The 26,201-nt window shown below is 34.6% G+C and carries 36 protein-coding genes and 2 pseudogenes; all 38 read right to left on the bottom strand.

The genetic code is table 11. The features are described from left to right. Positions 1–429 precede the first annotated feature (429 nt). Positions 430–1,014 carry a peptidoglycan recognition family protein gene (locus Q5O73_RS04655; protein ID WP_186840568.1) on the bottom strand — a complete coding sequence of 195 codons (585 nt, stop codon included), beginning with the start codon at positions 1,012–1,014 and terminating at the stop codon, positions 430–432. A 3-nt stretch (positions 1,015–1,017) separates the two neighbouring features. Beyond that, entirely contained in the window at positions 1,018–1,488 is a 471-nt protein-coding gene (locus Q5O73_RS04650; protein ID WP_186840567.1) for a holin family protein, read from the bottom strand. Positions 1,489–1,584: 96 nt separating this feature from the next. Then, on the bottom strand, positions 1,585–1,758 hold the full coding sequence (locus Q5O73_RS04645; RefSeq protein WP_302669138.1) for a hypothetical protein: 174 nt from the start codon (positions 1,756–1,758) through the stop codon (positions 1,585–1,587). Next, a complete protein-coding gene (locus Q5O73_RS04640) occupies positions 1,755–2,594 on the bottom strand; it encodes a hypothetical protein (RefSeq protein ID WP_186840565.1) in 840 nt (279 codons plus the stop codon). The genes Q5O73_RS04645 and Q5O73_RS04640 overlap by 4 nt, the downstream gene beginning before the upstream one ends. Continuing rightward, positions 2,587–4,254, bottom strand: a complete 1,668-nt coding sequence (locus Q5O73_RS04635) for a hypothetical protein (RefSeq protein ID WP_302669137.1) — start codon at positions 4,252–4,254, stop codon at positions 2,587–2,589. Before Q5O73_RS04635 ends, Q5O73_RS04640 begins: the two co-directional genes overlap by 8 nt. An 8-nt stretch (positions 4,255–4,262) precedes the next feature. Continuing rightward, entirely contained in the window at positions 4,263–6,101 is a 1,839-nt protein-coding gene (locus Q5O73_RS04630; protein WP_302669136.1) for a hypothetical protein, read from the bottom strand. 12 nt (positions 6,102–6,113) lie between these two features. Beyond that, a complete protein-coding gene (locus Q5O73_RS04625; protein ID WP_186840562.1) occupies positions 6,114–6,518 on the bottom strand; it encodes a DUF6711 family protein in 405 nt (134 codons plus the stop codon). Between the two features lie 14 nt (positions 6,519–6,532). Continuing rightward, positions 6,533–9,538, bottom strand: a complete 3,006-nt coding sequence (locus Q5O73_RS04620; RefSeq protein ID WP_302669135.1) for a hypothetical protein — start codon at positions 9,536–9,538, stop codon at positions 6,533–6,535. A gap of 17 nt (positions 9,539–9,555) precedes the next feature. After that, positions 9,556–9,876 (bottom strand): annotated as a pseudogene (locus tag Q5O73_RS04615) (Gp15 family bacteriophage protein); the annotation flags it as partial. Between the two features lie 11 nt (positions 9,877–9,887). Beyond that, complete coding sequence (locus Q5O73_RS04610) at positions 9,888–10,184, bottom strand: hypothetical protein (protein ID WP_302669134.1); 297 nt, start codon at positions 10,182–10,184, stop codon at positions 9,888–9,890. 77 nt (positions 10,185–10,261) lie between these two features. Beyond that, positions 10,262–10,696, bottom strand: a complete 435-nt coding sequence (locus Q5O73_RS04605) for a phage tail tube protein (protein ID WP_186840559.1) — start codon at positions 10,694–10,696, stop codon at positions 10,262–10,264. After that, a complete protein-coding gene (locus tag Q5O73_RS04600; protein ID WP_186840558.1) occupies positions 10,689–11,093 on the bottom strand; it encodes a minor capsid protein in 405 nt (134 codons plus the stop codon). Before Q5O73_RS04600 ends, Q5O73_RS04605 begins: the two co-directional genes overlap by 8 nt. Further along, a complete protein-coding gene (locus Q5O73_RS04595; RefSeq protein WP_302669133.1) occupies positions 11,093–11,473 on the bottom strand; it encodes a hypothetical protein in 381 nt (126 codons plus the stop codon). Before Q5O73_RS04595 ends, Q5O73_RS04600 begins: the two co-directional genes overlap by 1 nt. Continuing rightward, positions 11,473–11,811: a hypothetical protein gene (locus Q5O73_RS04590; RefSeq protein ID WP_186840556.1), complete on the bottom strand. Its 339-nt coding sequence runs from the start codon at positions 11,809–11,811 to the stop codon at positions 11,473–11,475. The genes Q5O73_RS04595 and Q5O73_RS04590 overlap by 1 nt, the downstream gene beginning before the upstream one ends. Next, a complete protein-coding gene (locus tag Q5O73_RS04585; protein WP_302669132.1) occupies positions 11,811–12,191 on the bottom strand; it encodes a hypothetical protein in 381 nt (126 codons plus the stop codon). The genes Q5O73_RS04590 and Q5O73_RS04585 overlap by 1 nt, the downstream gene beginning before the upstream one ends. A gap of 11 nt (positions 12,192–12,202) precedes the next feature. Continuing rightward, entirely contained in the window at positions 12,203–12,529 is a 327-nt protein-coding gene (locus tag Q5O73_RS04580) for a hypothetical protein (protein WP_186840554.1), read from the bottom strand. Between the two features lie 14 nt (positions 12,530–12,543). After that, positions 12,544–13,440, bottom strand: coding sequence for a capsid protein (locus tag Q5O73_RS04575; protein ID WP_302669131.1), 897 nt, complete (start codon positions 13,438–13,440; stop codon positions 12,544–12,546). Positions 13,441–13,453: 13 nt separating this feature from the next. Beyond that, positions 13,454–14,116: a hypothetical protein gene (locus tag Q5O73_RS04570; protein ID WP_302669130.1), complete on the bottom strand. Its 663-nt coding sequence runs from the start codon at positions 14,114–14,116 to the stop codon at positions 13,454–13,456. A gap of 80 nt (positions 14,117–14,196) precedes the next feature. After that, the gene (locus tag Q5O73_RS04565) at positions 14,197–14,358 is read right to left on the bottom strand and encodes a hypothetical protein (RefSeq protein ID WP_302669129.1); all 162 of its coding nucleotides are present in this window, start codon (positions 14,356–14,358) and stop codon (positions 14,197–14,199) included. 144 nt (positions 14,359–14,502) lie between these two features. Continuing rightward, positions 14,503–16,086: a phage minor capsid protein gene (locus tag Q5O73_RS04560; RefSeq protein WP_302669128.1), complete on the bottom strand. Its 1,584-nt coding sequence runs from the start codon at positions 16,084–16,086 to the stop codon at positions 14,503–14,505. Positions 16,087–16,088: 2 nt separating this feature from the next. Beyond that, entirely contained in the window at positions 16,089–16,277 is a 189-nt protein-coding gene (locus Q5O73_RS04555) for a hypothetical protein (RefSeq protein ID WP_302669127.1), read from the bottom strand. Beyond that, complete coding sequence (locus Q5O73_RS04550; protein ID WP_302669126.1) at positions 16,264–17,787, bottom strand: capsid protein; 1,524 nt, start codon at positions 17,785–17,787, stop codon at positions 16,264–16,266. The genes Q5O73_RS04555 and Q5O73_RS04550 overlap by 14 nt, the downstream gene beginning before the upstream one ends. Further along, positions 17,784–19,172, bottom strand: coding sequence for a terminase family protein (locus Q5O73_RS04545; RefSeq protein ID WP_302669125.1), 1,389 nt, complete (start codon positions 19,170–19,172; stop codon positions 17,784–17,786). The genes Q5O73_RS04550 and Q5O73_RS04545 overlap by 4 nt, the downstream gene beginning before the upstream one ends. Before the next feature lie 2 nt (positions 19,173–19,174). Beyond that, a complete protein-coding gene (locus tag Q5O73_RS04540; protein WP_302669124.1) occupies positions 19,175–19,663 on the bottom strand; it encodes a terminase small subunit in 489 nt (162 codons plus the stop codon). 150 nt (positions 19,664–19,813) lie between these two features. After that, on the bottom strand, positions 19,814–20,161 hold the full coding sequence (locus tag Q5O73_RS04535) for a hypothetical protein (protein WP_302669123.1): 348 nt from the start codon (positions 20,159–20,161) through the stop codon (positions 19,814–19,816). A gap of 30 nt (positions 20,162–20,191) precedes the next feature. After that, on the bottom strand, positions 20,192–21,121 hold the full coding sequence (locus Q5O73_RS04530; protein ID WP_118590309.1) for a hypothetical protein: 930 nt from the start codon (positions 21,119–21,121) through the stop codon (positions 20,192–20,194). 203 nt (positions 21,122–21,324) lie between these two features. Next, complete coding sequence (locus Q5O73_RS04525; RefSeq protein WP_302669122.1) at positions 21,325–21,756, bottom strand: hypothetical protein; 432 nt, start codon at positions 21,754–21,756, stop codon at positions 21,325–21,327. A 72-nt stretch (positions 21,757–21,828) separates the two neighbouring features. After that, positions 21,829–22,191 (bottom strand): hypothetical protein, encoded by a 363-nt coding sequence (locus tag Q5O73_RS04520; protein ID WP_302669121.1) that lies wholly within the window; start codon positions 22,189–22,191, stop codon positions 21,829–21,831. Between the two features lie 172 nt (positions 22,192–22,363). Beyond that, positions 22,364–22,843, bottom strand: coding sequence for a hypothetical protein (locus Q5O73_RS04515; RefSeq protein WP_302669120.1), 480 nt, complete (start codon positions 22,841–22,843; stop codon positions 22,364–22,366). Then, positions 22,818–23,132: a hypothetical protein gene (locus Q5O73_RS04510; protein ID WP_302669119.1), complete on the bottom strand. Its 315-nt coding sequence runs from the start codon at positions 23,130–23,132 to the stop codon at positions 22,818–22,820. Before Q5O73_RS04510 ends, Q5O73_RS04515 begins: the two co-directional genes overlap by 26 nt. Positions 23,133–23,137: 5 nt before the next feature. Next, complete coding sequence (locus Q5O73_RS04505) at positions 23,138–23,317, bottom strand: hypothetical protein (RefSeq protein ID WP_302669118.1); 180 nt, start codon at positions 23,315–23,317, stop codon at positions 23,138–23,140. Then, positions 23,310–23,576, bottom strand: a complete 267-nt coding sequence (locus Q5O73_RS04500; RefSeq protein WP_302669117.1) for a hypothetical protein — start codon at positions 23,574–23,576, stop codon at positions 23,310–23,312. The genes Q5O73_RS04505 and Q5O73_RS04500 overlap by 8 nt, the downstream gene beginning before the upstream one ends. Continuing rightward, complete coding sequence (locus tag Q5O73_RS04495; protein ID WP_302669116.1) at positions 23,566–23,964, bottom strand: DUF551 domain-containing protein; 399 nt, start codon at positions 23,962–23,964, stop codon at positions 23,566–23,568. Before Q5O73_RS04495 ends, Q5O73_RS04500 begins: the two co-directional genes overlap by 11 nt. A gap of 4 nt (positions 23,965–23,968) precedes the next feature. Then, entirely contained in the window at positions 23,969–24,349 is a 381-nt protein-coding gene (locus tag Q5O73_RS04490) for a hypothetical protein (protein ID WP_302669115.1), read from the bottom strand. A gap of 42 nt (positions 24,350–24,391) precedes the next feature. Next, positions 24,392–24,601 carry a hypothetical protein gene (locus tag Q5O73_RS04485; protein WP_302669114.1) on the bottom strand — a complete coding sequence of 70 codons (210 nt, stop codon included), beginning with the start codon at positions 24,599–24,601 and terminating at the stop codon, positions 24,392–24,394. Next, positions 24,594–25,001 (bottom strand): RusA family crossover junction endodeoxyribonuclease, encoded by a 408-nt coding sequence (locus tag Q5O73_RS04480; protein WP_302669113.1) that lies wholly within the window; start codon positions 24,999–25,001, stop codon positions 24,594–24,596. Before Q5O73_RS04480 ends, Q5O73_RS04485 begins: the two co-directional genes overlap by 8 nt. Then, positions 24,991–25,215, bottom strand: coding sequence for a hypothetical protein (locus tag Q5O73_RS04475; RefSeq protein ID WP_118590276.1), 225 nt, complete (start codon positions 25,213–25,215; stop codon positions 24,991–24,993). The genes Q5O73_RS04480 and Q5O73_RS04475 overlap by 11 nt, the downstream gene beginning before the upstream one ends. A 254-nt stretch (positions 25,216–25,469) precedes the next feature. After that, positions 25,470–26,201, bottom strand: a pseudogene (locus Q5O73_RS04470) (DNA primase); the annotation flags it as partial.

Genomic DNA, 26,201 nt, shown 5'->3' with positions numbered 1-26,201 from the left:
TTGCGCTCTATTCATTGATAACGTTGATTATTCGATAATTGTAGCAACCTAACTAGATATGATTGTTTTTAATGTTTTTATATTATTTTCAATGTTTCTAATTGATATATATTCACATTTTACACATATTTTTTGCATTTTTAACTTTTTCTAGTACCGTTTTAGTACCATTTGACCTAAAACAAGTTTATAAGTGAAAACCTATTTCAATTTATTTACAGGTTTTTGTGTTTACATTGTACACCCAACAATCATGTCTCATCACATGGTAGAACTTACCCTGAACCTTATCTATTACAAGTCTCTGACCTTTTTTGAATTTTCCAAGACTCTTAGTTCTTGCTAAGGCTTTTGGAGCTTTTCGCTTGTGGCAGTTTTTTGACAGTTTTTTACTAACTAAAAGGCACCAAGTTTCCTTGATGCCTTACATTATTTAATCTTCTTCTTAAACTCCAGCCAAGCCTTTGCATTTGCTATTCCTGAAAATCTTTGTGGACAATTCTTTCCAGTCACATCAAAATGCCTAATTATTGTCTTTGCCTTTCTGCAATACTTCTGAATGTATTCAATCACTGCTCTAGTTGCTGCTATCTGCTTTGCAGTTGGTTTATTGTCAACAATACCGGCTAACTCAATAGATACCTGATTATAGTTATTGCATTTTCCAAAATATGTACCACCACCTGTTTTGTAGCAGTTTTCATATTTATTTCCACCAACTGAGTAGCACGCATCACTTAATCTTCCACTCTGATAGATTATTCCATCTAAATCAATGATGAAATGTGCTCCTGCGTATACTTTTTTATTGTTATAGAAATAATTTGCATTTGCATAAGCTGTGTCTCTACCCTTGTTTCCTGTGTTGTGAATAGGAATGTATCTGACGTTTGCTCTTTTCAACTTTCTTTTTGCACAGAAAAATGTGTTGTCAGATGCAAAATACCTGTAAATTGTGTAGATTTTTTTGTCAGATGCTCTAAACCTTTTAGTCGTTATTTTTTTCTTTGCCATTTTCTATTTCTCCTTATCCTCATTCTCCATGTTCACACTTGCCTCTGTCTGTGACTTAATATTCTTAACCAGTGGCAATAAAAAAGCAGGTATATTAACACCTGCATCCTTGATATTCTCTAATATTGATATTAATTCATTGCATATTAGCCACACGGCAACTATACAAGCTATTAAAAACTGAAATGGAAATTTAAGCCCTATGGTATCTGTTGTGTACTTCAGCAACTGGTCAACCACAACACCTACAACTACAAGCATCCACATGGAAATTTTCTTAAAAATCCCCCGGAAAGACTTATATGAACTGATAGTTCCATCATCTCTGTATTTAGCTGCGATTAAACCTGTTGTGTAATCTACCACGTTGCAAGTTACAAGGAGCAGTACAGGAATGTACAATATTCCAAGCATTGATGACAACACACTGCTTATTGCTCCCACTATTTTCTTCAATAAATTTGCCTTATCCATATTCTTTTACCTCTTTTCTTTATTGTTTTGTTTGTCAAGACACTATTACTGTACTAAAGGTACATTTTTTATCCATCCCTAATCATTGAATCACCTCTATTCTTCCTCTTCTCCTACTGCCTTATCTGTTTCTTCATATTCACGGTCAAATTCTACCGGGTCGTATGCTTCGTCATACATAACGTTGTCTCGCTTAATCTTCATTCCTATATCGGAATACGTATGATTAAATTCTTTTCCGTTAATTGTTATTTTTTCTGTTATTATCATTCTAATACCTCACTTTCATCCCAAGTTCCTGCATAATCTTCTTCAAACAGCGGAAACACCTCACATATTTCGTTTTTATAATCTTCAATTGCTCTAAACCTATCTGCATAAGTTGACCAATTAGTTGCTATTTTATAGCTCTCTAATAAATCTCTAGGAACATAAATGTAACAATCACCTTCTGTTAATGCGTAATTGGGGAAATTTGCTAATGATGTACATGGAACAACTTTCGATATGTAATTTATTATTATAATCTTCATAACCAAATTTGATTTGACAGACAAAGAATTTGATGCAAAATAATTTTCTGCTTTAACACATACATATTCTAAAGAAGTCGAAGAAATACAAGTATTTCCATTGAAGGACACTTTAGGAATATATAACTTTTTCAATTTATTGCATCCTATAAAATCATTAGCATTCACTCTGGTAAGATTTCTAAATTCTATTTCTTCAAAACTTGAAGAATAACAAGTATTATTTCCATTAAAAGATTCCAATTTATTAGCTATTATTTTTTTTACGTTTGGCATACTACTTAAAGCATACATGCCTATCGATATTATATTTGGAAGCTCAATAGTTCCAACCATAGACCTGTTGCAGTAAAAGGCATACTCTTTTAATGATGTAATTTCATCGTTATAATAATTAGAAATACTATCAGATAGAAAAGAATTAAAAACTGTATTATTACCAATTCTATTTACCTTATCCACTAATGTATTTAAGTTATCATCATCAGATACATCAACACGTCTGTCAATTAATATATTTTTTAGCTTGTCCTTCAGCCTGACAAGGCTCTCTATTTCCCATATACTAGTCATTGGCTCCACCTCCTACATAGTCGTTTATTAATTTATTTATAAAAATAAACTCCGATTCTCCTACACGCTTTCCTAAAACATATACGTGCCTTTCCGTTGAATTGTTCCATCCTTTGTCAAACGTCACTTTCAAATTTTTAACATCTTCAACTGATTGAATGCTCATATCAGTAGACCAATTCTTTGACGTTGTTAATGTTGATGTTGTAGCCTTAACTCCTGCCGATACCTTTTCAGCTATTGTTTCAATATATTTGCCCGGAATCGGAGAGTTTTTCAGGGAAATATTGTACACGTAAGTAGCTCCGCCGGTCAAAGCGTTTGTTAAAGTCACTATTGGCTCTGTTCCGTCATTGGCATATACATCAATGTTAGCTGATTCAGTCGACCATAAGGTTACACAAATTTTTAATTCCTCAAACTGTCCGTTTAAATTCAAATCGTTAAAATCTAATATAACTGTGTCACTGCTTGATGCAACTAACGTCTTATCAAGAAGCAATTCCCAATCAAATGCCGATTCTGTCAACTTATCAAGAATGTCCTTATTGTTGTGAGAATGCCTTACTTCCGTATTGGCTGAAACATTCTTATTTGAATTAATCGTAGCTTCAATAGTTGATTTGAATGAACTTTCGTACATATTCAGCCACGTGTTTGCTATCGTGGGCCCAAAAGTCTCGTATTCTGCCAAAGTAGAAAGTAAAGCCTGCGTTGTAATGTCTGATGTAAGCTCCATTCCTGCTATCTTTCTTGTCTTTTTCAGATATTCACTTAACTCAATATCTGTTGTTCCGAAATGCTCCCATGAGTTATTAACATACATATATTCATCATATACATTGTCTTTTGTTGATGCTTTTCGTGGTACCATGTAAATCGTGCTTGTTGATATGTCCGTTGTTGGAAGCACATCAACCTTTTTAACATCCAACAATGTTAAAGAGCTTATTAATTCATCTACATATGTCCTATCTGCTTTGTTTTTAACTGTGCTATCGTTTACGATTTGAGCTACTATGTAAGCCTTAAGTAATCCCTCCGAATCCGCAGTCATTGAATTAACAAGCTGTGCGACTGTTATATCGTTCTCTAATGTTTCGTTTGCGATTTTTCGTGTTGGTGGAACATAATTCAATTCTCCTTCAATCCTATCCGCTATTTCCTCTCTGTCCTCATCCGTCAAGTTATAGTCTTTTCCATTAAACAATCCTGCATCTGCATCTTCTCTGACTGACTGTGCTTCCTTTTTTGCTGATTCAGCTATTTCTTTTGTATCATTCATTATCTTTTGCATGTCTGCTCTAAATCCCGGCTCATCATCTTCTGAAATGTATTCCTCCGGCTGTTTTCTCTCCTGCACAGGAATAACCAGAAACTTCTTAGTGGTCTGGCTGTTTTCATCAATGTACTGCAAATATGCCGTTATTGTTCCATTCATGGCAATTAAAAAATCAGGTATTTCTACCTGACTGTCTGTAATAATCTTATTTGATGTTTTGTCTGTATCATCATTTGAAAACTGAACCTCAACTCCATCAGGAATATCAAGGAACTCTATTCTTTGTCCCCGGTCATACTGAAATATCCGTGGAGCTGTAAGCCTGCACTCCTGGTCAAATCTGACCTGTATAACATTATCAATTCTTTCTATCTTCATAACTGCTCCTATTCCTCATAATTAGCTTCAATATCATCCGTCAGTGCCACAATCCCACTCAATGTACGTTTAAGCACCACAGTAGTAATTGTCTTTTCCGTATCAACCAGATTTCCGTCTTCATCCGGTGAATATTCATCAACCTTGTAGCTTATAACATCACCCGGTGTTATAAATGGTAATCCCATCATTTTTAACTTTGTTGGTGTAAACTTAAGCTTGTTTTGACCTAACATGGATGAATTAACTATACTTATACAGTCAGCGTGGGTATATTGGTCTTTTAGCAGAAAACTGTATTTAACCGACATTGACGGCTTATCTGCTGTACCCTGTAGTGAATTTCCATTACTATCAATAATGTCAAATGACTTGCATTCAAATACGTTGTCTGAATACTCTGCACCATCCATATCATAATTTCTACCTATGTTATAAGGGGTACTAACATCCGGTGGTGCAACATACTCAAACTGTGCCGTGTGGGGATTGTAAAAGCCAAATACTCCGTTTAAATTGCATATGTAATCAAGCAACTGCATTAATGTCATATTTGAAGAAAATGGCTTAATCCACAGAGTTACATTATCCATTGGTAATGTTGTTTCCTGCTGCTTAAAGTCAAATACTTCACCAAGATATTCAAACAGCTTGTCCCTAATTTTTTTAACCGTAGTAGTAGCTTTCTTATTTTTTGTTAATTTCTTTAAAATTTCACTTCCCTTAATATTATACTGACTGTCAAAGTAACCTGTGTACAACTCATACGGATTCCATTTACTCTGTCCTTTATTTACCGGCTGTAAATACTCATACCATGCAGACATGTCTAAATAGGAAGAACCACCCTGCGGTATTGTGTAATCGCAGTGAATAACATCTCCCTTTTTGTAAAGTTTTCCCTGCACCCATTCCCCCTTATTATGAGAATCAACCAGTCCATAATCTCCTAATTTAAAAAAATCTGAAATTATTATGTTACTGTTTTCATCAAGATAATGTAAGTAATCATATGCCACTATATCCCTGAAACGTCTGTCATTTTTCTTTTTACAGCTCTCTATCTGTCCGTCAAACAACACAATATCGTCTGTATCACTTGTATCAATGTAACCGTAAGACTGCTGCCAATGCTCTTCATCACGTCCGGAACTTACCAGTAAACGCACATCCAGTTTTTGAATAAGAATGTCTAAAGCACTTCCATCTGATGATTTATCCTGTATGGAAATGGTAATTGACGTACATTTGCTATTTATCATGATAATGCTGTTAAAATCATTTGTGATTGTTGTAACATCAGGAGACGTACCATCACTTTTTGCCTGAATTATGTTCATCTGAAGATTGCTCCAGTCCATTGAGCCTGTGTTTACCTTTAATACACCATACTCTGTAATGTTATTTAAGATTGCCGTTTTTAATTTTCCAACATTTGGAATATCCTGTGTACTAAATTCCAGTGACTGTATTTCATATGTCTGCTTAATGCATTCATAGTATTCTCCACTGACACTTTTAACCACATCACCCTCATTGTATTCTTTGCTTAAATCACCAAAAAAACCTCTGTAATGTGGGTCCTTTAAGCTGATAGTTACTTTTATCATCTTGTTAGTCAAATCTTCATCAATGTCTGCCACTGTAATTTCAAACTGGGAAGAATTACAGCCACCAACTATAGGCTTGTTTTCCTCACATATGCTCTGTACAAGCTTCATACTTTCCTCTAAGATGTTACTGTTGGTAATATCAGCATGGTCTCCATTTGGGAATGATATTGTGATGTACTTTGGCATATTTTCATTAAGATATATTTCTTTGGTCTTATCACTAACGTTTAGCAATTGTGCTCCTCCTTAATATTCAATAAACTCTAGTTTCATTTGGTCATAGAGCAGTGTATTTCCCAAATTGTTAGGCTGGTAATCAATATCAGGCATATAACAGATTGCATCTTTATATCTTAATTCTTCTGAGTTCCAATATGTCACCTGTATCTTTCGCTCTCTTGAATTAACAATACCCTGATTTAATAAATTTCGTATTTCCTCGTATTCATTAAGCCATAATTTTGGTGTCTCAAATTCAATTTTAGTTTTAAAATTTGGGGAAGTCTGTCTCACTAAGAGATTAGCTGCATTACGATTTGCTTTAAGTTCAGACCTCTGATTGTCATAAGAATGATAAGAACCCCACATTATGTATTCGTTCGGAAATACTTTGTCTTTTATTTTTAGCAAATATCCTTTATAACTTGCCATAACCTGCTCCTTCCTTAATTAAATGCCGGGGTTCCCGTTCTGTTCTTATATTTTTTAGCTTCAGTTTTAACTAAATTAAATACTCCGTCCGCATCACCCTTTAGAAATACATTTACAACAATGTTGTCACTTCCACCTGTTCCTTTGTTGCTTTCATTCTGTACGTCTCGCAGTGCCTGTTTAATAGTTTCAAGTGGTGCCTCTATATTTGTTCCGTTTTTTTGGTCACCAACCATTGCCAAAAACGGAGCATTTGGTTTTAACACAGCACCTTTTGCTAATTTTGGTATCTGCGGAACAGCTAACGGATTCTGTTCCCACAAGTCATGGAACGGATGCCATTTCATTATCTTTACATCCCTAATTTTGTTAAGCATTCCGTTAATGTCATCAAATGGTTTTTTAATGATTCCATTCATTGCATCAATAATTTTATTTACTACCATTTTAAAGACGCCTGATATACCATCTTTTATTCCGGTAAAGATCTTTCCACCCCTAGAAAAAACATCCTTGACAGCCTGCCATGCCTTACTAAATGTGTCTTTAAACCAATTTGTTACGTGGGCAAATGAGCCTTTAATTCCTTTCCATACTCCATCAAAAAAAGTACCTGGATTTTCCCAAATCTTTTTTATTCCATTTAGAGCTGAAGAAAAAATGTTTGTAAAGAACCCTGCTACTCCAGAAAATACATTCTTAATCAAAGACCATGATGTTTTCAAAACAGTAACGGTTCCACTAGCTACATTTTTTATAAAACTTGCTATTTTCCCACAAATTGCCACAATTATGTCCCTTACAAATTCCATTGCAACCTTTATGACATTTTTGATTCCATCAAAAATACCGCTAAATATGCCTTTTATACCATCCCATGCTTTTTGCCAGTCTCCTGTAAAAACTCCAACAATAAAATCAATGATTCCATTAATTACATTTACTAAATTAGTTATAATTACACTAATCATACTTACAACCGTTTTTACAATTATCCACACAAATTCAATAGCTGGCCCTAACTTTGACATTATGGTTTGTATTATCCATCCAATAATTGGTGACAAGAAATTAAACAATTTTCCTAATGCATCAATAATTCTTCCAACAAATCCAATGATACTGCCAACAAACGGCTTAATGTATGAATTTAGTACATCTGATATTCCATCTGCAATTCTGTCAACCACTGGAGAAATGTATGCATTATATCCATCTAACACATAGGAAAATATTGTCGATAATCCCGAACCTATATTATCTAAAGTTGGCTTTACATACTTGTCATAATTACTCTGTATAATTTCAAAAACTCCTTGAATAAAATCCTTAATGCCACCAACGATTTTACTTATTGGAGTTAATGTATTGTCCAAAGCCTCTTTAATTGCATCTTTATTTTCAATTATTGGTTTAGTGATAGCTGATAGCACATCTCTACCAATTTTTTCGCATAAAGATAAAACCTCTAAATGAACTATCGTGAAAATCGAAATAATGTCAGCCACTATTTGCTGTGCATTATCGTTTTCAAATATAGTGTAAATATCTGCTAATGCATCAAAAAAATTTCCCCATATTGTTGCTCTTTCTGATGAAATATCTAATATCTCAACAAATTTGCCTTTTATATAATCTTTATTTTGGTCAAGGAACTTATTTATTCCACCAATAAGCATTGTTCCGATACTTACTCCAATGCTTGCAACAGAGCCGGTTATCCTGCCTAAATTATATACAACGTTATCTACCCAATTATTTGCAGCACTTACAACTTTAGGGTCTGTAAAAATATCTTTTAAATTATCTCCTATGTTTCTTAAATAATTTAAAATCTGTTCAAAGCCATCACTTTTTAAACCAAGGGTGAAACCTGCCAGGAACAATTTTGAAAGTTTTCTAAATTTGTTCAAAATCATAGATAGCAATTTATCCATTTTCCCTAAAGAACCATTACCTGCATCTATCCCTTTAGTTGAATACTTCACTCCATTTATATCTCCGGAACCGCTTCCTGAAGTGCTGCTGTCACTGTCCTGTTGCATTACATTCAGATTATCGAAATTAGCTAACCCATTTGCTGCCTTTGCTGCTTTTTTAGTAGATTTGGCTAATCCGTCCATTCCACTTGTGGCACCGTCAGCATTATCTTTTATTCCCTTAAGGTCATCACTTGTTTCAGATACACTAGTATCCTCATTCTTATTTCCTGTAAGCATTTCCGTAAATGACTTAAATGCACTTGCCAATGTACTTAACTTTGCAAGAAGAGTATTTATAAGCTTTAATACCGGTGCAAAAACATTAATAAGACCTTGTCCAATATTGGCTTTCAAACTCTCGAACTGCAAATTTAATATTCTTGTCTGGTTTGCCCAACTGTCTGACGTTCTGGCAAAATCACCACTTGCATCCGTCAATTGCTTCTGCACAAAGGCATACCTTAATGCTACCTTTTCCTGCTCCGTCATTTTTGCTGTTGTTTTGCCAAATCCATTCTGTAAAGCAAACTGATCCAATGCAGTTTGTGTCATTACAACACCTAAGTCCTTGAGGGATTCTGTTTCACCGGTAAACACTGACTTGATTTTTGTATAGGCTTCATCCTGACTAATGTTGTAGAAAGATGCCACGTCTCCCGATAACCCTGTAAGGGTTTCTGACATTTTTGCAGCATCTTTTTCGGAAAATCCGAAAGCTTTTGACATTGCTCCGAATGTTCCGGCGTATCTTTTTGCCATTGTTTCTGAAAGTCCAAACTGTGAGGCTGCATTCTTTGCGAACTTATCAATTGTCTTATTCATTTTTGGGAAAGCAACATCAACTACGTTTTGTACTTCCGTTAAGTCTGAACCAAGCTCTATACAGTCTTTGCCAAAGTCCACGACTTTTTTTATTGCAAAAGCTCCTGCTATGGTTGCACCGACCTTTTTAGCCATATTGCCTATACTTTTAAGCTGTGAATTAAAGCCCTTTTCATTTAGGTTTAAATCAAGTGCTACTGCTCCAACCGTTTGCATCCTATCCCTCCTTCCTGCTAAACATTTAATCCAGCCATTCTAAGGAATGCCCTTTCCATTCCTTCAATAGCCTTTTTTGCACCTTTTTTACTCATTGTCCTTGTATGTCTTAATCTCCATTCATTTCTTATTCTCATTTGGTCTTTTGTGAAGTTTTTCAGAACATCTCTGTCTTCTTCTGATCTGATTGACACTATTCTTCCAAGAACCGTGTCCGGCCCTATCCCGACAAGTAAACTTCTAAATTCAGACCAACGCATTTTTTTAATGTCTGACACACGCAAACCATATTGTGCTGTAAAAGATGCAACTATTAAATCAAAATCATCTATTAGATCATAGAAAGGGTCTACTCCCCCTCTTCGCCTTCCACATTACCTACTGCTACATCAATCGCTGACATAACCACCATCTGATAATCCTTAAAATTAAGTTTTAACTGTGACAATTCTTTCTGTGCCTCCTTAGTAAAGATAATCTTGCACATTTCTTCAACATCCTTTGCTGTTGGATTGTCACTTGCAAGTCCCATTACCTTTAACATATTTTCAGCACTTGCATCTATTTCTAATTCCAAATCCTTTATTTTAATTTTCGGATTCTCCTCAAAATTCAATTTTTCTGTAATATCAACTACTTTTGACATATACCTATTCCTTTCCTTTTATAAAAAAACAGAGCAGAACCGATTAGTCCCACTCTGCCATGATTTACAACTACTAGCTAAACAGCCGGTGTTATTGTCGGCTTACCATTTGACATAACATCAAATTCCAATGGTCCAACATTTGTGCTATCACCTGCGTTACAAGCTGTAACATTGATAACAGCATTTTCAAATGCAACAACTGTGCCATCAGGAAAAGTCCACTCAAAGTAACCCTCTGCATCCCTTCCATTGGCTGCCCATTTACCTGCTATATAGTCATTTCCTGTATCTCCTATGTTTCTTTTTCCTGACACTGACACGGTGATTCCCTTTGCAGTCATTAATCTTCTTATCCATCCCTCTGTATTCATTGGTGTCCATTCTTCCACACCATTGTCAAATGAAACTGAAAATGACTCCATATCCGCTATGGGGTTTACACTTCCCTTTGCTTCACCAACCTTAAACTGGTTTTCATATACAGGAAAAACTCCATCTGGTTTACTCATTCTGCTCTCCTTTCTCAAAATAAATTTCTAATTCAATTACTCTCTCATATACCCCTTTATCATCTGTCGCCACATCTATTGGTTCTGAAGACAATAGACGTATATAAGGTATTCTTGTGTTACCAATAGTCACATTGTTCGACTGTTTAATGGCTTCAAAAAGCTTATATGACGCCATTTCCGTTTCCAGTGAATCATTGTTCCAATGTACAAGCAGTGATACCGGTTTAATTTCATAAGATGCCATTCCACCAATACATTGTCTAGGCTCTCTGCTGGTTTTTAACTGATAAACTCCTATTGATTTGTCCTGCTTATTATCAAGTTTACCTGTGTAATAATGTTCAGCTATGTTAAAGCCTTTCAGCCAATCTTTTATGTCTGCCAGATATAACATCATACACCTCCATTTTTCTTGTAAAGTTTTGCAAAAGTCTTTTCTGCAAAATCCTGCTTCTTACCTCCCGGTGTATACGGTTCAAACCATTTTCCACCGGCATTTGCATTTTCAGATTTGCTAAAGTTATATTCCGGGTGATAGTAAAGCCTTCTTGCATAAGGAGTGGAAGATACCACGGAAACTTTTCCATTTCTGCTTTTTGAATCATCAACAAATGTGTCTGTATTCTGCAATGTTCCCTTGTCAAAAGGCATTGTTTCTGATTCTTTCAAATCACCCATAAGTGCTTCTGCTGTCTGTTCTAATGATACAGTAGCTGCATTGCTTAATTGCCGTATTACACCCATATTTAACTTTACTTTTGAACTTACCTTCATTAAACAATCTCCAACAACGTATAATTCACTGTTCCATCAGGATTTCTTGCTTTTGTTCCCTGATATATGTTCCTTTTAACACCATATACTTCAACATATCCACTACTTATTACGGCAAGTTTTGGGCATATGTCACCAGGTATATAAGCCTTTGCTCCTAATGTCACAATTTTCTGTTCTGCTGTGAGTTTTGTATATGACCGGTCCTGATAGTTAGATTTAATATTTTTGTCATATACAACAATGGGAGAGCCTGTCTCTGACAAACCCTCACCATATATAACCACTCTTATATCTGTCCTGCACACTGATTTTGGTATTAAATTCGGATATTTCATTACAATAACCTACAACAATACCCGGTCTGACAAAGCAGTCCGTATATGTCTTTTTTTATAGCCACACCATTTTCAACATATACATTCCATGACTGACCGAATGACATTGATACACCATTGACACTGTAACTTTGTAAAATAGTGTTGATGATTTCCTCATTGTCATATTCAAATTCTGCCTGCTGACACACAACTTCTTTAATGGTTTCACTTTGAAACTCTGTAAGATTATCAAATCCTTCAGTATGTATCCGGTTAAAGGTCAGTGTATCAATGTGTCTGCTTGCCTTTTTTAGTAAAGAATACCGCTCACATTCGGGAATCAGTGTGTAACCGAATGAAGCATACTCTTCCGGTGTGACATAAGGAGTATAAGCCATAGGCTCACCTCCTACTCTACAGCTTTAATTTTCTTGATAATACCATCTCTTGATGTAGCATTACCCAAATCAACGCCTTTTTCTAAAGCATAGGCTTTAAGCTCGTCTAATTCCATTGAAGAAAACTTATCACCTGAGCTTTTTAACTTAGAAACCAACTCCTTGAGTTCATCTCTTTCTTTCACCACAGTTTCGTACTCTGCATATGAAACTGTAGATTTAGGTGAACGTTTTATAAGTTTTCCTTTATCATCCAAAATGTCATATCCTAATGCAAGATATTCATCCATGTTTGATTCAGAAACTGTATAAACCTTATTGTCTTTTATTGCTCTCACTGGTTTTCTCCTTTCTAGGCAGTTGCAGCATTAATAATGCAACCGTCTTTCATAAGTTCATCAATAGCAAATGTTCCGTTAAACTTTCTGTTCTGGTAAACATAGTTATCCGCTGTTCTTGAATCTGTTCCCGGTGTGAAAACTGAAATGTAACTATATTTATCTCTTGATACCTGACATTCAGGGTCAATCAAAATGTAGTTAATCTGAACAGCTGAGACATCTGCCACACATCCATTTGTAAAGTTGTAAGCAGTCTTAAATCTTGCTGATGGGACCTGCTTAATCTTTCCAATATCATCAATAGAATGAACTCTTCTATCAATTCCTTTTACTCCGTTTGCTTCAAGTGTTCTCTGAATACCATCCGCATTTTTAAGTAACTTATAGTAAGCTGGTGTACAGTAAAGAATTACTCTGTCAAGTGGAACACCTGCCTCTGTCATTGCCTCTAAGTTGTCGTCAAAATCTGAAAGAACATTTGCAGTTGTAAGTGCTGTTGTCTTAACTTTTGCTCCAACTCTTTTAGCTTCTGAATAGATTTTACTAAATGTGTAACAGTCTGCCTCTGGAATAGCCTGAGTTGTCTCAAATCTCTTCTGGATATTTCCAATTGCCACTACCATGTTAGTTTCATCTACATCCATTGGATCAATAGAAAATTCAATATCCCTATCATGATCTAATGTCTTTGTTTCATATTCATTTGAATATGAACCTGTGTTAAATCCTAAGCTACCTCTGGTATGGTCCTTATAACCACTTACTGATAACTTCGGAATTTTTAAATTTTTACCATTGACAATCTGAATGTCTGAATTTGAATTATATAAGTCAACAGATATCTGCGACTGGCCATATAATTCTCTTAAAATGTTGCTGAATATCTCAGCATACTGTAATACTGCCATGTGTTACTACCTCCTATTTTTTCTTTATTCCAAAAATGCCTCTTAATAAGTCATCCTGGTTCTGTTGATTGTTATTGTTTGGAGCACCAATTTGAAATCCCTGATTATTTGCTCCACTTTCTGCTGGTTTTAATGCCGGAACATCTTCCAAAACTTTGTTGATTGCTGCTTTCACCTTTTCTGCATCAACCGTTCCGTCTTCTCCTGCTACATCCTTAAAATCAGCCATTTTGATTACATACGGAATTGATTTTGCATCAATACCTAACCCTACAGCCTGTAATGTTGCAGAATTTTCAATCGTAAGCTGTAAATTTCTGCTCTGCTCCTGTGCAAGCTGTGTCTGCATTCCTGCTACGTCAGGTTTATTCTTTGCTCTCTGTTCCTTGTAACTGTTAATTGCCTGTGTTACTTCATTTTCAGACATGCCCTGCTGCTGAAAAAATGACTTCAAGGCTGACTGCTCTGCTCTTGCAATTCTGTTATTAACAATTCCATCAAGCTGTTCCTGGGTATATGTTGTACCCTGATTGTTATTTCCAGTATTCTGGTTACTGTTACCATTTCCGGCATTGTTGTTCTGGTTACCGTTACCCTCTCCACCTTCACCTGAACCTTCCGCAAAGAACTGAATGTTCATAGGCATTGTTCCTGATTCTCTTGTTCTAAGTTTCATAATGATTATCCTTTCCGTTTTAGCTCGTCAGCATATTCCGAGAGTTTTAAGCCATCACGTTTTGGGCATATAAAAAGCACCTACTTATTTGTAGATGCCTTTGGTTCGTCTTTTTCAACTACTGCGCCTAGTTTTAATAAATACTCTTTACGCTCTTTTGTTTTTGCCTTAACCTCATCTCCGGCTTTCACTAAGACAAGGTTATTATCCTTGTCATAGAAATCAATTTTTGCAATTAACATAAATTACCTCCTATTCTTCTTTATTTTAAAAAAATTATTTATTTGATATTTTTATATGCATATTGTATAATATATAAAAAGATGAGAGTCACCTTCTCCACACCAAAGGAGCTTATGCTCTGGGGAGGGCACGAGCTCATCTTTTTATTTTTGTCTTTTAAAAACTCCCAAAACCTTGTCATTTTTTATAATTATTATTTTATCAACAAACTTTGTACCTTTAGTTGAATATATGTAATCTATTTGTGGTGCGATATCCTCTAACTCCTTATCAATGTTGCTTATATCTATAATGAAATTATCTGCTTGTTCTTTTTTCTTATGTATAGCATTATAAATTGCTTTATCGCTAGAACCATTTAATTCCTTTAAATCAAACTTATCTCCTTTATAAATATAATCCGGTGTTTTTGTCACTCCCGGACATTCAAACATCAATTCAATTTCACCACCAAAATTATCTTCTAAAAGTGTTGCTACTTCCTTCTCTCTCGCTCCTGTTCTAAATACGGCAACGTTGTCCGTTGAACTGAAGTGATTTCCCTTATAATCCACATACGATTTACTTTTTACAATCTTATGACTATTTGGTGTTGCTTTTTTATACCATTCTTCAGTAACATTTTTAAAATTATTATTAAGAATGTGTTTATCAGTGGCAATCGACTTAATTCCTGCCTTTTCTTTCCACTGTTCCTTTTTTATGTCATATTGTTTTTTATTTTCATCATCTAGAGAATAATTAGATAATCTATCAAACTTATCTATGTTTCTCTGTATTAAATTGTCCCTGCTCTCCTGTTTTTCTGCTTCAACAGCCTGCTTCATTTCTTTTTTTGTCACCTTTTCAGGTTCATCAGAAATATCCGGGAAATATGTACTATGTCCGTCCTTACAGTTTGGATGATATAATCCACCTGCCATTGCCTGAGACATTAACGGATATGGTCCATCACTTGCCTTACCACCACTCCAAACATCATCTATAAGTATCTTTCCGGTCCATTTTCCACATTTAGGACACGGCATTCCACGTTTATGCACAACAACCGTGGATATTCCCCACTCTTTCCTTTTGTTTCCCTCTCCCTGACAGTAGGCTCTTGTATTTGCTGTTCTTAAAGCCATACCTGCATATGAAGCAATGTTCACTCTTGCACCATTTTTATACTGAATGCAGTTAATGCCTCGACTTAAAAAATCCTTTGTAGCCATGTCTACTGCCTTTTCGTATGTTCCTGCTCCTGTGTTGAAATACACCTGTGCGTTAAAAATTATTTTTCTATATTGGTCATTTGCCATTCTTAGCATTGCAGTTTCAGCACGTCGCATACTACCATTTACTTCATTAAGTAATGCATCAAGTTTTCTGTCATTAATACGAAAAAAAGCACCTTCAATGGTGCTCTTCTGGTTATGATGCAATTTTGCGCCCTTTTTAATTGCTTTTAGTATCTCCTGCTCCTGCTCTGTTTCTCCCTTGTTTCTATGTTCTACAATAGACTGTTGTATCTTGCTGTTTATGTCTGCAAAAGACTTGGTAAATCTCTTTTTGTTTTTTTGACGATATACATTCAATGCTTTAAGCTGTTCAGCCTGCCATGAAGTCCAGTTAAGTCCTTCCTTTGTCTCCTCTGCTCTGTGGTGTGACAGATTTCTTATCATTGAATCAATTAGTTCATTTTCAATGGCCCTAAAAGCCTCTTCTATGTCATAATCCTTTGGCATTTCTAATCTCCATTAGCATATACTTTAAAACCAGCTTTTTTGAACTGTCTTTTTAAATTCTTAACCTGTGTTACTGAACTGCATCTGTCATTACGCATTTCAATTATCTTATCTTTTTCCAATGCATATATACCTCTTGGTACCTGCTCACTTGCAATCCTAAGAAGATTCATTGCCTTATTCTTCGACATCTGGTACACTCTTTTGCCCACTATTACCTTCATATGTTATCTTTCCCTCCATATTTAGTGCCGGCTCCTGCTCATCTGATATTCCCTGCTCTGCTTTTAGCCTTGCTACTTCATTCTTTTTCCATTCTTCATCTTTAGTGTCACCATACAGTTCCTCAACGGAAGCCTCAACACTCATTATTCCCTGTGTCTTCGCTTTGCCAACTGTCTCTACCTGACTTTCAAATGATGGATTAGCATACTCACTGAAATCAATCGTGCATTTAACCTCTGTTAATGTTTTGTTTTGACTTAGATTAATAACATCAAACACCTTCTGAATGAATAAAGGTAACTGATCTTGTAAAATATCAACTATATTTCCTCTTGTATAAAGGGTTGTCTTTTCCTTTTCTCTTTGTGCCTCAGCATTATCAAGTTTCTTTACATCAATGCCAAGAGTACTAGGACTTATTAATCCCTGTAAGCACAAATCCAATGCTGTAACATATGTAGCAAGATATGACTCATGCGGAATAGCTGGTTGTGTAACCTCTATCTTGTTTTGAGCATTCTCCGACATATCATCACCCTTAGCAATATATGAATTATCAAATGCATTAGGTTTAATTATTGCACCTGTATTCGGATTTCTTGGAAGTATTGATTCAGGAATCCATTCTTTGCTTCGTCCTTTTCTTAAAGCATCCATCCACTGGCTCCAAGCTTCGTCCAATGCATCAAAATCATCTGTTTTCTTTTCAAATATTGACTGGCCTCTTCCTTCCCATTTGGCACTTTCACCATACATAATAGGATGAGCCATTATTACTGTTTCATCAAACTCTACATCAGCTAACCCACTCAATGCCGGAATAGTGTCTATAGCAACACTTACCTCATCAGTTCCACGATAAAGTTCATATTTGATATAACCATATCCATAACGTTCCTTCAGATAGTAGTCCATGTTGTTATGACTATATTCTGTTGTAAACACAACTTCATGTATTCTTCCCCTGTTATATAAATAATCAACCTTATCAGCTCCTAAAAATTCTATTATTGGATATTGACTGACCTTACTATCAAGAGAGATTTTAAATGCACCATCTCCTAATATGAGCATTTTAGATACAGCCTTTTTCAGAACCTTTTTAAAGTTATTGTCTTTAGCTATATTGTCCCATATCTCTTTGTCAGTATCTTTTATAAATGTAATCTGGCTAAAATCAGTGATTATAATATCTGTAAGCCTGTCTACAATAATTCCCGGTAAGCCTGTATGTATTTTTCTTATCTCTCTGCCTACAGTTGAACGTGCTGCCCAAAACTTTATTCCATCAGAGCCTCCATTTATGTTTTGGTAAAACTGTGTCAGTTCATAACTGTCACCACGATACCACAAAAGATTCTTTACACAGTTACTTGCAAAATTCAGCTGTTCTCTAATAATAAATGTCTGATTTGGAGCATCCTGTATTTTCAAAAAATGTCTTATTCCATCTCTCATTCTATCCACTAACCTCATTCTTTTTTAACTCCTATTTTCTTTCTGTATGGAATCCAGTTGTACTGAACAGAGTTGACCATATGATCATTTCCATCTTCCGGTTCCTGGTCCTTTTCCTCTAACCAAGAATACTTCTCCAACTCTTTTACATATTCCTTACAAGTCTCTACAATATAAAAACTTGGCTGAATACCTTTATCATCATTAAAGTTCATCCAACCAAGCTGTAATATAATTCTATCTATAATTTTCACAGCCTTATATGCCGGATTAAACACATATAAGCACTGTGCGTGTTCCCTTTTGAATTTATTTAATTCTGTAATTGTTGCTGCATCTGCCGAGTCGACAAATACGTGTTTTGCCAGTCCCCATTCTTTTCTATTTCTTTCAAGAAAATCAAAATAATTCTTTGAAGTATCAGATGGAGCTATAGGAGTACCAATTTCCGCATTGTTATAAACTCTCTCATCCAAAACAATATATCTGCCTTTATTTGTAATTCCTGCAAAGCTCATTGCAATGGTATCAGGACTTTTAGTTGAATAAGCCGTGTCTAATCCACTTGTAAATATTTCAAACCATTCAGTTTGTTTCTTATCTGCTCTGTTTCTAATAAATGATTTTGCATCAGCAACCGTAATCAAATGATGTTTTCTATCAAATATACTAAATACAAGACCTGTTGCCTTTCCTCTGAGACCTAATATCTTGTTTTTGTACATCTTGGTTCCTACAGGAACTGCATCTATTTTGTCCTGAATATCCTGCTCTGTTAAACTGGCATTATCATAAAAAGTAAAATACCAATGAACCCAACCTTCCTTTTCAGGTTCATTTAATTCCGACAACAGTTCTTTCGGATAATCTTTGATATATTTCTTTAAAGGTCTACTGTGATTAATAAACTCTTTATATACAGGTAAGTCCGGACTATCAGGGTTTGATGTAGTCATCATATACTTACATCTGTGTGAAATTTCTCTTAAGAACTCCATGTCGGCAGTATTTACTTCATCAATGTAAACACAACCTTGTTGTGAACCTAATATCTTTTTCCAACGTGCTTTATTATCATAACCACACACATATATTATCTTTTCACCGTTTGGTGTCTGATACTTAATGTGTGATAAGCCAATTCTGCCTTGACCTTTAGGATAATATTCAGCTAAACCATCAAACTGGTCTAAAAGTCCTCTCTCATTGTTAATAACATTCTTTTCAACAGTTCCAAGGTCTGCTCCAGCGATTACATGATATTTAATATCACTCTTTGCCACCATAAGCATAAACTTAAATATTCCTACAGTGGTCTTTCCTGCTGCCGTAGTACCTTCAAGGAAATCTCTCTTTGTTTCTGTCAGAATAAATTCTTTAAATTTAGGTGATAATTGTAACAATACTAATCACCCTTTCCTACAGGCTTCATCTGTTCTAATATGCTGGCTATATTATCCAGCTTTTCTGCTTTCTTTTCCTCTGCTTCATTGTTTACATCCACCTTGTCTGTATACAGTCCATATCTCTTGCCAAGAAGTTCGGCTGCTTTTAATCTCTCTTTCTCTGATGGTGGCTTTTCAATTGTTCTCGCTTCACTGCATCCATCTCCTATTCCCTCAACTACTAGCTCACTTGAAGAACTTTCCCCTCTAAGCACTGACGTTAAATATTCAAGCACTTCCTGAGCATCTGCTGTTCTTTCATTATGTAATTTAGATAGTTGCTTATCTATGTACTCTTTAATCTCCGGCTTATTCATAAGTCTTGAAGCGGCTGCTGCAGCAACATTATCATTCTTAACACTTGGATAAGCTTTCTTATAAGCCAAGGTTTTATTAAATTCAGTATCTGATAAAAGTTCATCACAAAATTTCTGTTCTTTAATTGTCACTACAACCACTCCTTTCAAATTTTTACGCAACAAAAAAGACACCTTTAAGGTGTCTTTCAACTTTGCCAATTAATCTTCAGTTATTTTCTTTAAAAATTATTTTAAACATAAAAAACAACGCAATTCCTAAACTTGTAATTGTCGTTACAATTAGTATCTTAAACAATATATAAATCTCATCATTCCATATTCCCCATAAATCAAAATAATAGATACAATAACTGCAATAAACAAGTATATGCAACAAAAGGCATACGAGAATAAAACCGTTGAGTAGTGCTTTGTATCAATTAACATTTTAACATATCTATTTTCATGAATGGTTAATAAAATTGATAATGCTGTAATCACAAATCCTAACATCACGCCCCATATATCGAGCATCATTTTACAATTATCAATACCTTCTTTTAACCCTATCTTGTTCTTTGGTATTAACATACTCACACTTACTAAAGCAACTACAATTGGTGTTAAACTTATCAAAAGCTTATCCATAATATGGATGCATCTAGACTTGCTCATAATTTATTCCACCTTTTCACAATTTTCTGATACTACCAACTCAAAATATGAACTTATATTTTCATACATATTTTTTGAATCAATAGATCGATTCTTTTCCTTAACAAATGTTACTTTATTTACAAATTTGTCTGATAGTAAATCAATATTTTCTGATATTTTATCTTGACTAACTCTAAATTTTTCTATATCTTCTCTATCTTTTTTTAATATTTCTTCTAATAAACCATACGACATAGGTAAATTAAATCCCTTATATCCATTCTTTTTTGTTTTCCTCTTTCGCAATATAATTTCATATGTCTCAACTTCATCAAATTTTTCCTTCACAGCAAATATAGATGTCCTTTCCATTAATTTATTGTGAAGTATAGAATTATTCCTTATTGTAATATCAAACAAACTATAGTCTTTTTTTGTATTCAATTTCAAATATGCATCCATATTCAATATATTTGATAGTTGCATATATTCTATTAAATTAGATTGTTCCATAAAATATTGAGGTATTGCTGATGATCTGGCTCCATTAAAATTATATTCAATTCCAAATACTCCATACTCCTTAAAATATACACCATGCGTTATTTCTGCTATATTCTGATTTTTATCTATATAGTTCGTTAAACTCTCTAATTTTCCATCCTTTTCTACGAACGGTATAATATCCCTTCTACTTAAAACAATCCTAAAATCAATCCTATTTTCTGAATCATTATCGATAATCATAAACAATTTATTTCCTGATTTTACTTTTATCATAATGTCATCATCGTTATCTAATTGCATTTTTTTAATTTGCGAAAAAACACTGCTTATTATACTACCTGCCTTATTATTTGAACGTTGCAAATTTCCTTTTGAATCTCTATGGTACATTATTGCATCATAATAATATATACTTCTAGATACTGTACTCTTTTCCTTTGCCATTTTGGATCCCTCCCCAGTATTTTCTTTCATCATATCCCATAAGCTGACAAAATACAACAAAAAAGAACAGCCAAAAGACCGTTCCTTCATGAAAAAAATATAAAATACTAGGGGGAAACCATCAAGACGAAACAAAAATGTCATCTATCAAATTATCACAATACCATTTTAGCAATTATTAGTGTGAATTACTATGGCTTGTTTCATTTTAACCCGGTTACCTGTCTGAACTCTTCTAGCGCTCTTCCATGTAATCTAAGAAGCCACCTATAGCCATAACCCATATCAGTTGCTATTTGCTCCCATTTTTTCAAAGCACAATATTTTTGATAAAGAATTTGTTGATAAACAACGTTATCAATCTTTCCTATATCCTTAAATACTTTCGCCCTAGTCATAGTAAATTTTTTTACCAAACCTTCGTATTCTTCTATCTTTTCATCAATTAAGCATATAGTATCTGCCATTTTATCACCTGATGTTGAGCTTATTACCTTTTCTCCTTGCTGTATAGCTCCAATGCTCACTGATAATTCTTTTAGATTTCTTATCTCTTCCTGTAGCATTTTTATTCTGTCACTTAACTGCCTAACCTGCCCCAGGTACTCCTTTGCTGTTATTTTCTTATCTTCCAATCTCTTCAATCCTTCCTTTTATTTTTCTGCATAAAAAAACCAACCACCGAATATTGGTAGTTGGTCTATATATTATACAAAAGAACTAAGCGAATGTTTTTTCCAATATGCTATATAATTATCTATCTGTACTTTTAATTCTTGCATTTCTATATCATTAAATTGAAATTTTTTTATTTCCTCTTGTGGCTCAGCACAGTATCCTTTTTCATCTCTTATACACTCAGCTTTAAATACTAATTTGTGAAAAATTTTCCATGCCTCTCTATCAGTAAGCTCCTCATTTATGCTTTGCTCATATTCTTCATATCTACTTTTTAGAGTTATGCTTCTCATATCGCATTCGTAACATGTATAAGCACCAAATGCATAATATTTCTCACCAATATGATAAATGAATGGGTGTTGTTTAAACAGTTTCTCTATATAGTTCATTTATAATCCTCCTTGATATCTTAACACAAAAATTATACCATTCCACCTACCAATATTCAATTTTCAATGTTCGACTTTTACCGACCTTTTTCGACTAATCTCTGCCCTTAGACATAAGCAAAATCCATAAGAACATAACCCAAGCTATAAGCAGTATGTTTATTGCTCTCATCTAATCACCTTCCTTCACAATTTCATAAATAATATCGTTATGATAATTACCGTCTTTATCCTTAATGGCATCTCTTAATATATGCTTCTTACCATTATATTTCTTGATAAAATTATCATATCCTCTACAAGCTGGATTACCACTTATGGCTCGCCATTCAACTCTATGTAATGTATTTACTAATTCTTCTAACTTATCAAATGTATCTCTTGCAACAGTAAGATTTCCTCTATCGAATGAAAATAGTCCGAAATTGTATGCTCTTGATGCGTAGTAATCTATTGAATAACCTAAATATCCAATTAATTTTTCATTTTCATCTACTATTGCATACTGAAACCTACCTTCATCCGGACATTCAAGTATATTAGGAATCCAATTCTCTAAACAGCCAGTCACATACATCATGTCGGTTGTGTATAGATATTTCTGAAATTCCTTTGTAATTTGCTCTTTATATAAAATTGCGGGTACTAACATCTTCTTCACCTGCCTTTTCCACTATTTCCCGACATTCTATGTATATCCCTATTTTGCTTGCCATTTTATCAGCCATATTAAGCAATCCATTTTCTATAAAAAGTTGTTGCTTAGCATCTAATTCCTGTATTTTATTATTGATTTCATGTACAACCTTATCAACGTCATAAGCTGTTGGTCTTGCCTTTACGAGTTTTATAAGATTGTTTATGCTAACTAATGCATCTCTATCTTGTCCTTTGTTCCATTCAAGAATGTTTATTAATTCATCCGCATCTATTAATCTCATTCTGTTCACTCTCCTTTTTCTGGTATTCCGAAGTTCTTATATGTTGCTGAAAAACTAAATTGTTTACCACATTTATAACAAGTTTCAGTTATGGTACACATCTTTTCTTTGTCGTTACAGTAAGTTTGTGTTTCCCCTGTTTTAAACTTATGTCCTCCTGTTAGCAAACACATTATTCTATTCATCCTCTTCTCCTTTTAGTTTCTTTACGATTTCTTCAATTTTTGTAATAGATATTGCATATTCATGATAATTTGTCTGCCCATTATCATTTAATAAAATAGTCTCATTCTTTTTAATTTTAGCAAGCATATCATCAATTGCTTTTTTATATGCCTTTTCACAAAATTCTTCTGCTACATAATAATCTACATATTCATCATTAAATGCTGTTTCAACATTACTCCATAATTCACGTTTTAATTCTTTTAATCTATCTTCCATCTTTCTGCTCCTTTCTGTATGGCTCTGATAGTGGTTGCCACGCTGTAATTTTATAGTCTTTACACATTCCTAATAAATCGCAATGCCATTGTCCATCAACTGTGGTAGCTGTAGTTGTTGTACATTTTCCATTCTTATCTTCGACAGTTACTTGAACTCTATCAGAAGTTTTTTCAAACATAGGTTTTCTCCATCTGTCAGTACCTTTTAATTTTGCAAATATACTATCGTGCTCCGGAGGCATTTTCTCTTCAACTAGAATCCATCCGTTATTTTTTGTTTCTTTTTCCATTGCCCTTATTGAATCAATCAGTTCTCTTTTTTCGTTTTGTGGCAGGAGTGATGCCATGACCACTCCCACTGTTTTATTGAAATATTCTTCTTTCATTTATCTACTCCTCACTTTCTGCTAGTTTTGCACAATTCCAACCACTTGCGTCACCTACTGTCCAAGATGTTTTCCCATATTTCCAAGCATAAACTGTTTCGTGTACATATCCTGCAAAATATCCCCTTGTCCAACTAGAATTTCCATCATTCCTAACCAATATAGGTGTATCAACCTTGACTTTCGACCAGTCAATTTTTGGTTCTTCGTATTTGGAGAAAAGCCATTCTTTGCAGTTTTCAGCACAGTCAGGTTCACCTTTATCAAACTGACAACAAGCACATTGTCCGGTGCAGGCTTCAAGCCTTCCGTCAATCAGAGAAAAACATAACGGCATCACTTTCAATTCTCTCAATTCATCATAAAATTTCTCAATATTTAACATTTGCTTCCTCCTTAACATTTCTTAACATTTTTATCTCTTAGTCTATTTTTCGTATATGTATTCCATTATTGCTGTTGCAATTGTCCTAACCAATGATTTCTCATGTTCTTCTGGATACGCTCTACAAATGCCATTCAACTCTCTTACCATTTCTTCACATACTGCATCATCAGATATGTCCCTATCTTTGTATTCTGACACTGCATGCCAAATAAATAGCATGATGTTGTAAACAGTTATAAATTTATTCATTTTGCACCTCCTGTATCAGGATATATATTCCCGGAAGATCTGCCCAAAACTTTTCAACGTGTTCTGATACCACCAAACAATCATCTTCCCAAAAATTCAAACTAGTCATGCAGTCTTTTAACATTTTCTGCAAATTATCGGTATCAGGCTTTGTTGTTCTGTATTCACCGTTTTTATGATTACCTTTAGGAAATAACCACTTAACAACCAACATTACTCCTCTGTTAAATTTTTTATCCGGAACATTTTTTGCCAGATATGCCATCAGCTTACTCTTAGCTTCTTTTAGTTCCTGTGGTTCATAAAAAACAGGCTTACCATTAACCACTGCAACTTTATGTTCCTGATAAGTTTTAGTCGGTGGAACCATTGGCATAAAAAACTCACATTTATTTGCCATAGTCCGCACCCTCCCATTTTCCCGTGCTGCTATTGTACTTGATATATTTTTTATTAATTGCCATGTCAAAAACTTTTTGCCTTACTTCAGGAATGTTAATAAGCCATTCGCACACGTCACTGTTCATCACATCAAAATCACCGGTTCTGTTTTTATGTCTTAGTGGTGGCATTACCTTTGCCGTTTTCAAAAATGTGTAGTCCAAACTTCTCACTCTACTCAACTCCTTTTTGTCAATGTCAGGGGAAGGAGTTGTTGTGCGAAAGCTAACGCACAACTACTTTCCCCATTGACGAGGGAAATTTTTCTCGCGTATTACGTAGTAATATATATTTCCCTAGGGAAATTCTCGGGAATTTACCGACTTTTTCCCTCTGAGGGAAATTCTCGGTGTTTACCGACTTTTTCCCTCCAAAAGGTCAGGGAAATTCTCGGGAAATTTCTCCGAGATTTTCCTTTCCCTGACACCTATTTTTTGCCAACTTTCCCTTCGTCTATCCAAAATCCACCATGTTCTTTTAGTCTGTTTCTGATGGTCTTTTCAGTTACTCCCATTGAATCTGCCAATGATGTTATGTCAACTGTATTATCCCCATTAAACGTTGCCAAACTTTCAAATGCCTGGTCTAATGATTGTATTCTTTCTTTTTTTCTTTCTTCCGGTGTTTTTTTGTTTTTATTAAAGTTCTTTTTCCATGTCTGTTTAGGATTAACATCGTCCGGATTAATATCTTTTAAAACTCCTGTTTTATCCACTACATGCCTTGGATAATCAAACCATAGATTAACAGGTTGGAACTTGTTAAATTCACGCAAAGTTCCTTCCACTCTCCAAGCACTCATATGCTCCACCTGACTTACTCTTACAGTCAATTTTTCTGTGAGTTCTTTCCACTGTGCCGGTGTTAATAGCCTTTCCGCTTTTGCTTTCATTTGTGCACTACTGCACATATCATCCTGTGAAATGAAATCTTCCCAGTTATCAACTTTTTCGTTTAAATACTGTACAATAACATCACACATGGCATTATTGGTTTTGTTTAATATCAAATCGTCATTAGTTTCCAATTCAATCAGGTCTAATAATGCATCAGGATCTCTCGCAAACACCCCGCTGCCTGAAGCTCTGTCCATTGATTTTTTAGTTCCCTGGCCACCTTTTGAATGGTGATGGCAATATATAACCGCACATCCCAATTC

The organism is Eubacterium sp. AF15-50 (genome assembly GCF_934835595.1).
In the GTDB taxonomy this organism is placed as follows: Bacteria; Bacillota; Clostridia; order Lachnospirales; family Lachnospiraceae; genus Eubacterium_G; species Eubacterium_G segne.
This window is presented reverse-complemented; position numbering and strand designations above follow the sequence as displayed.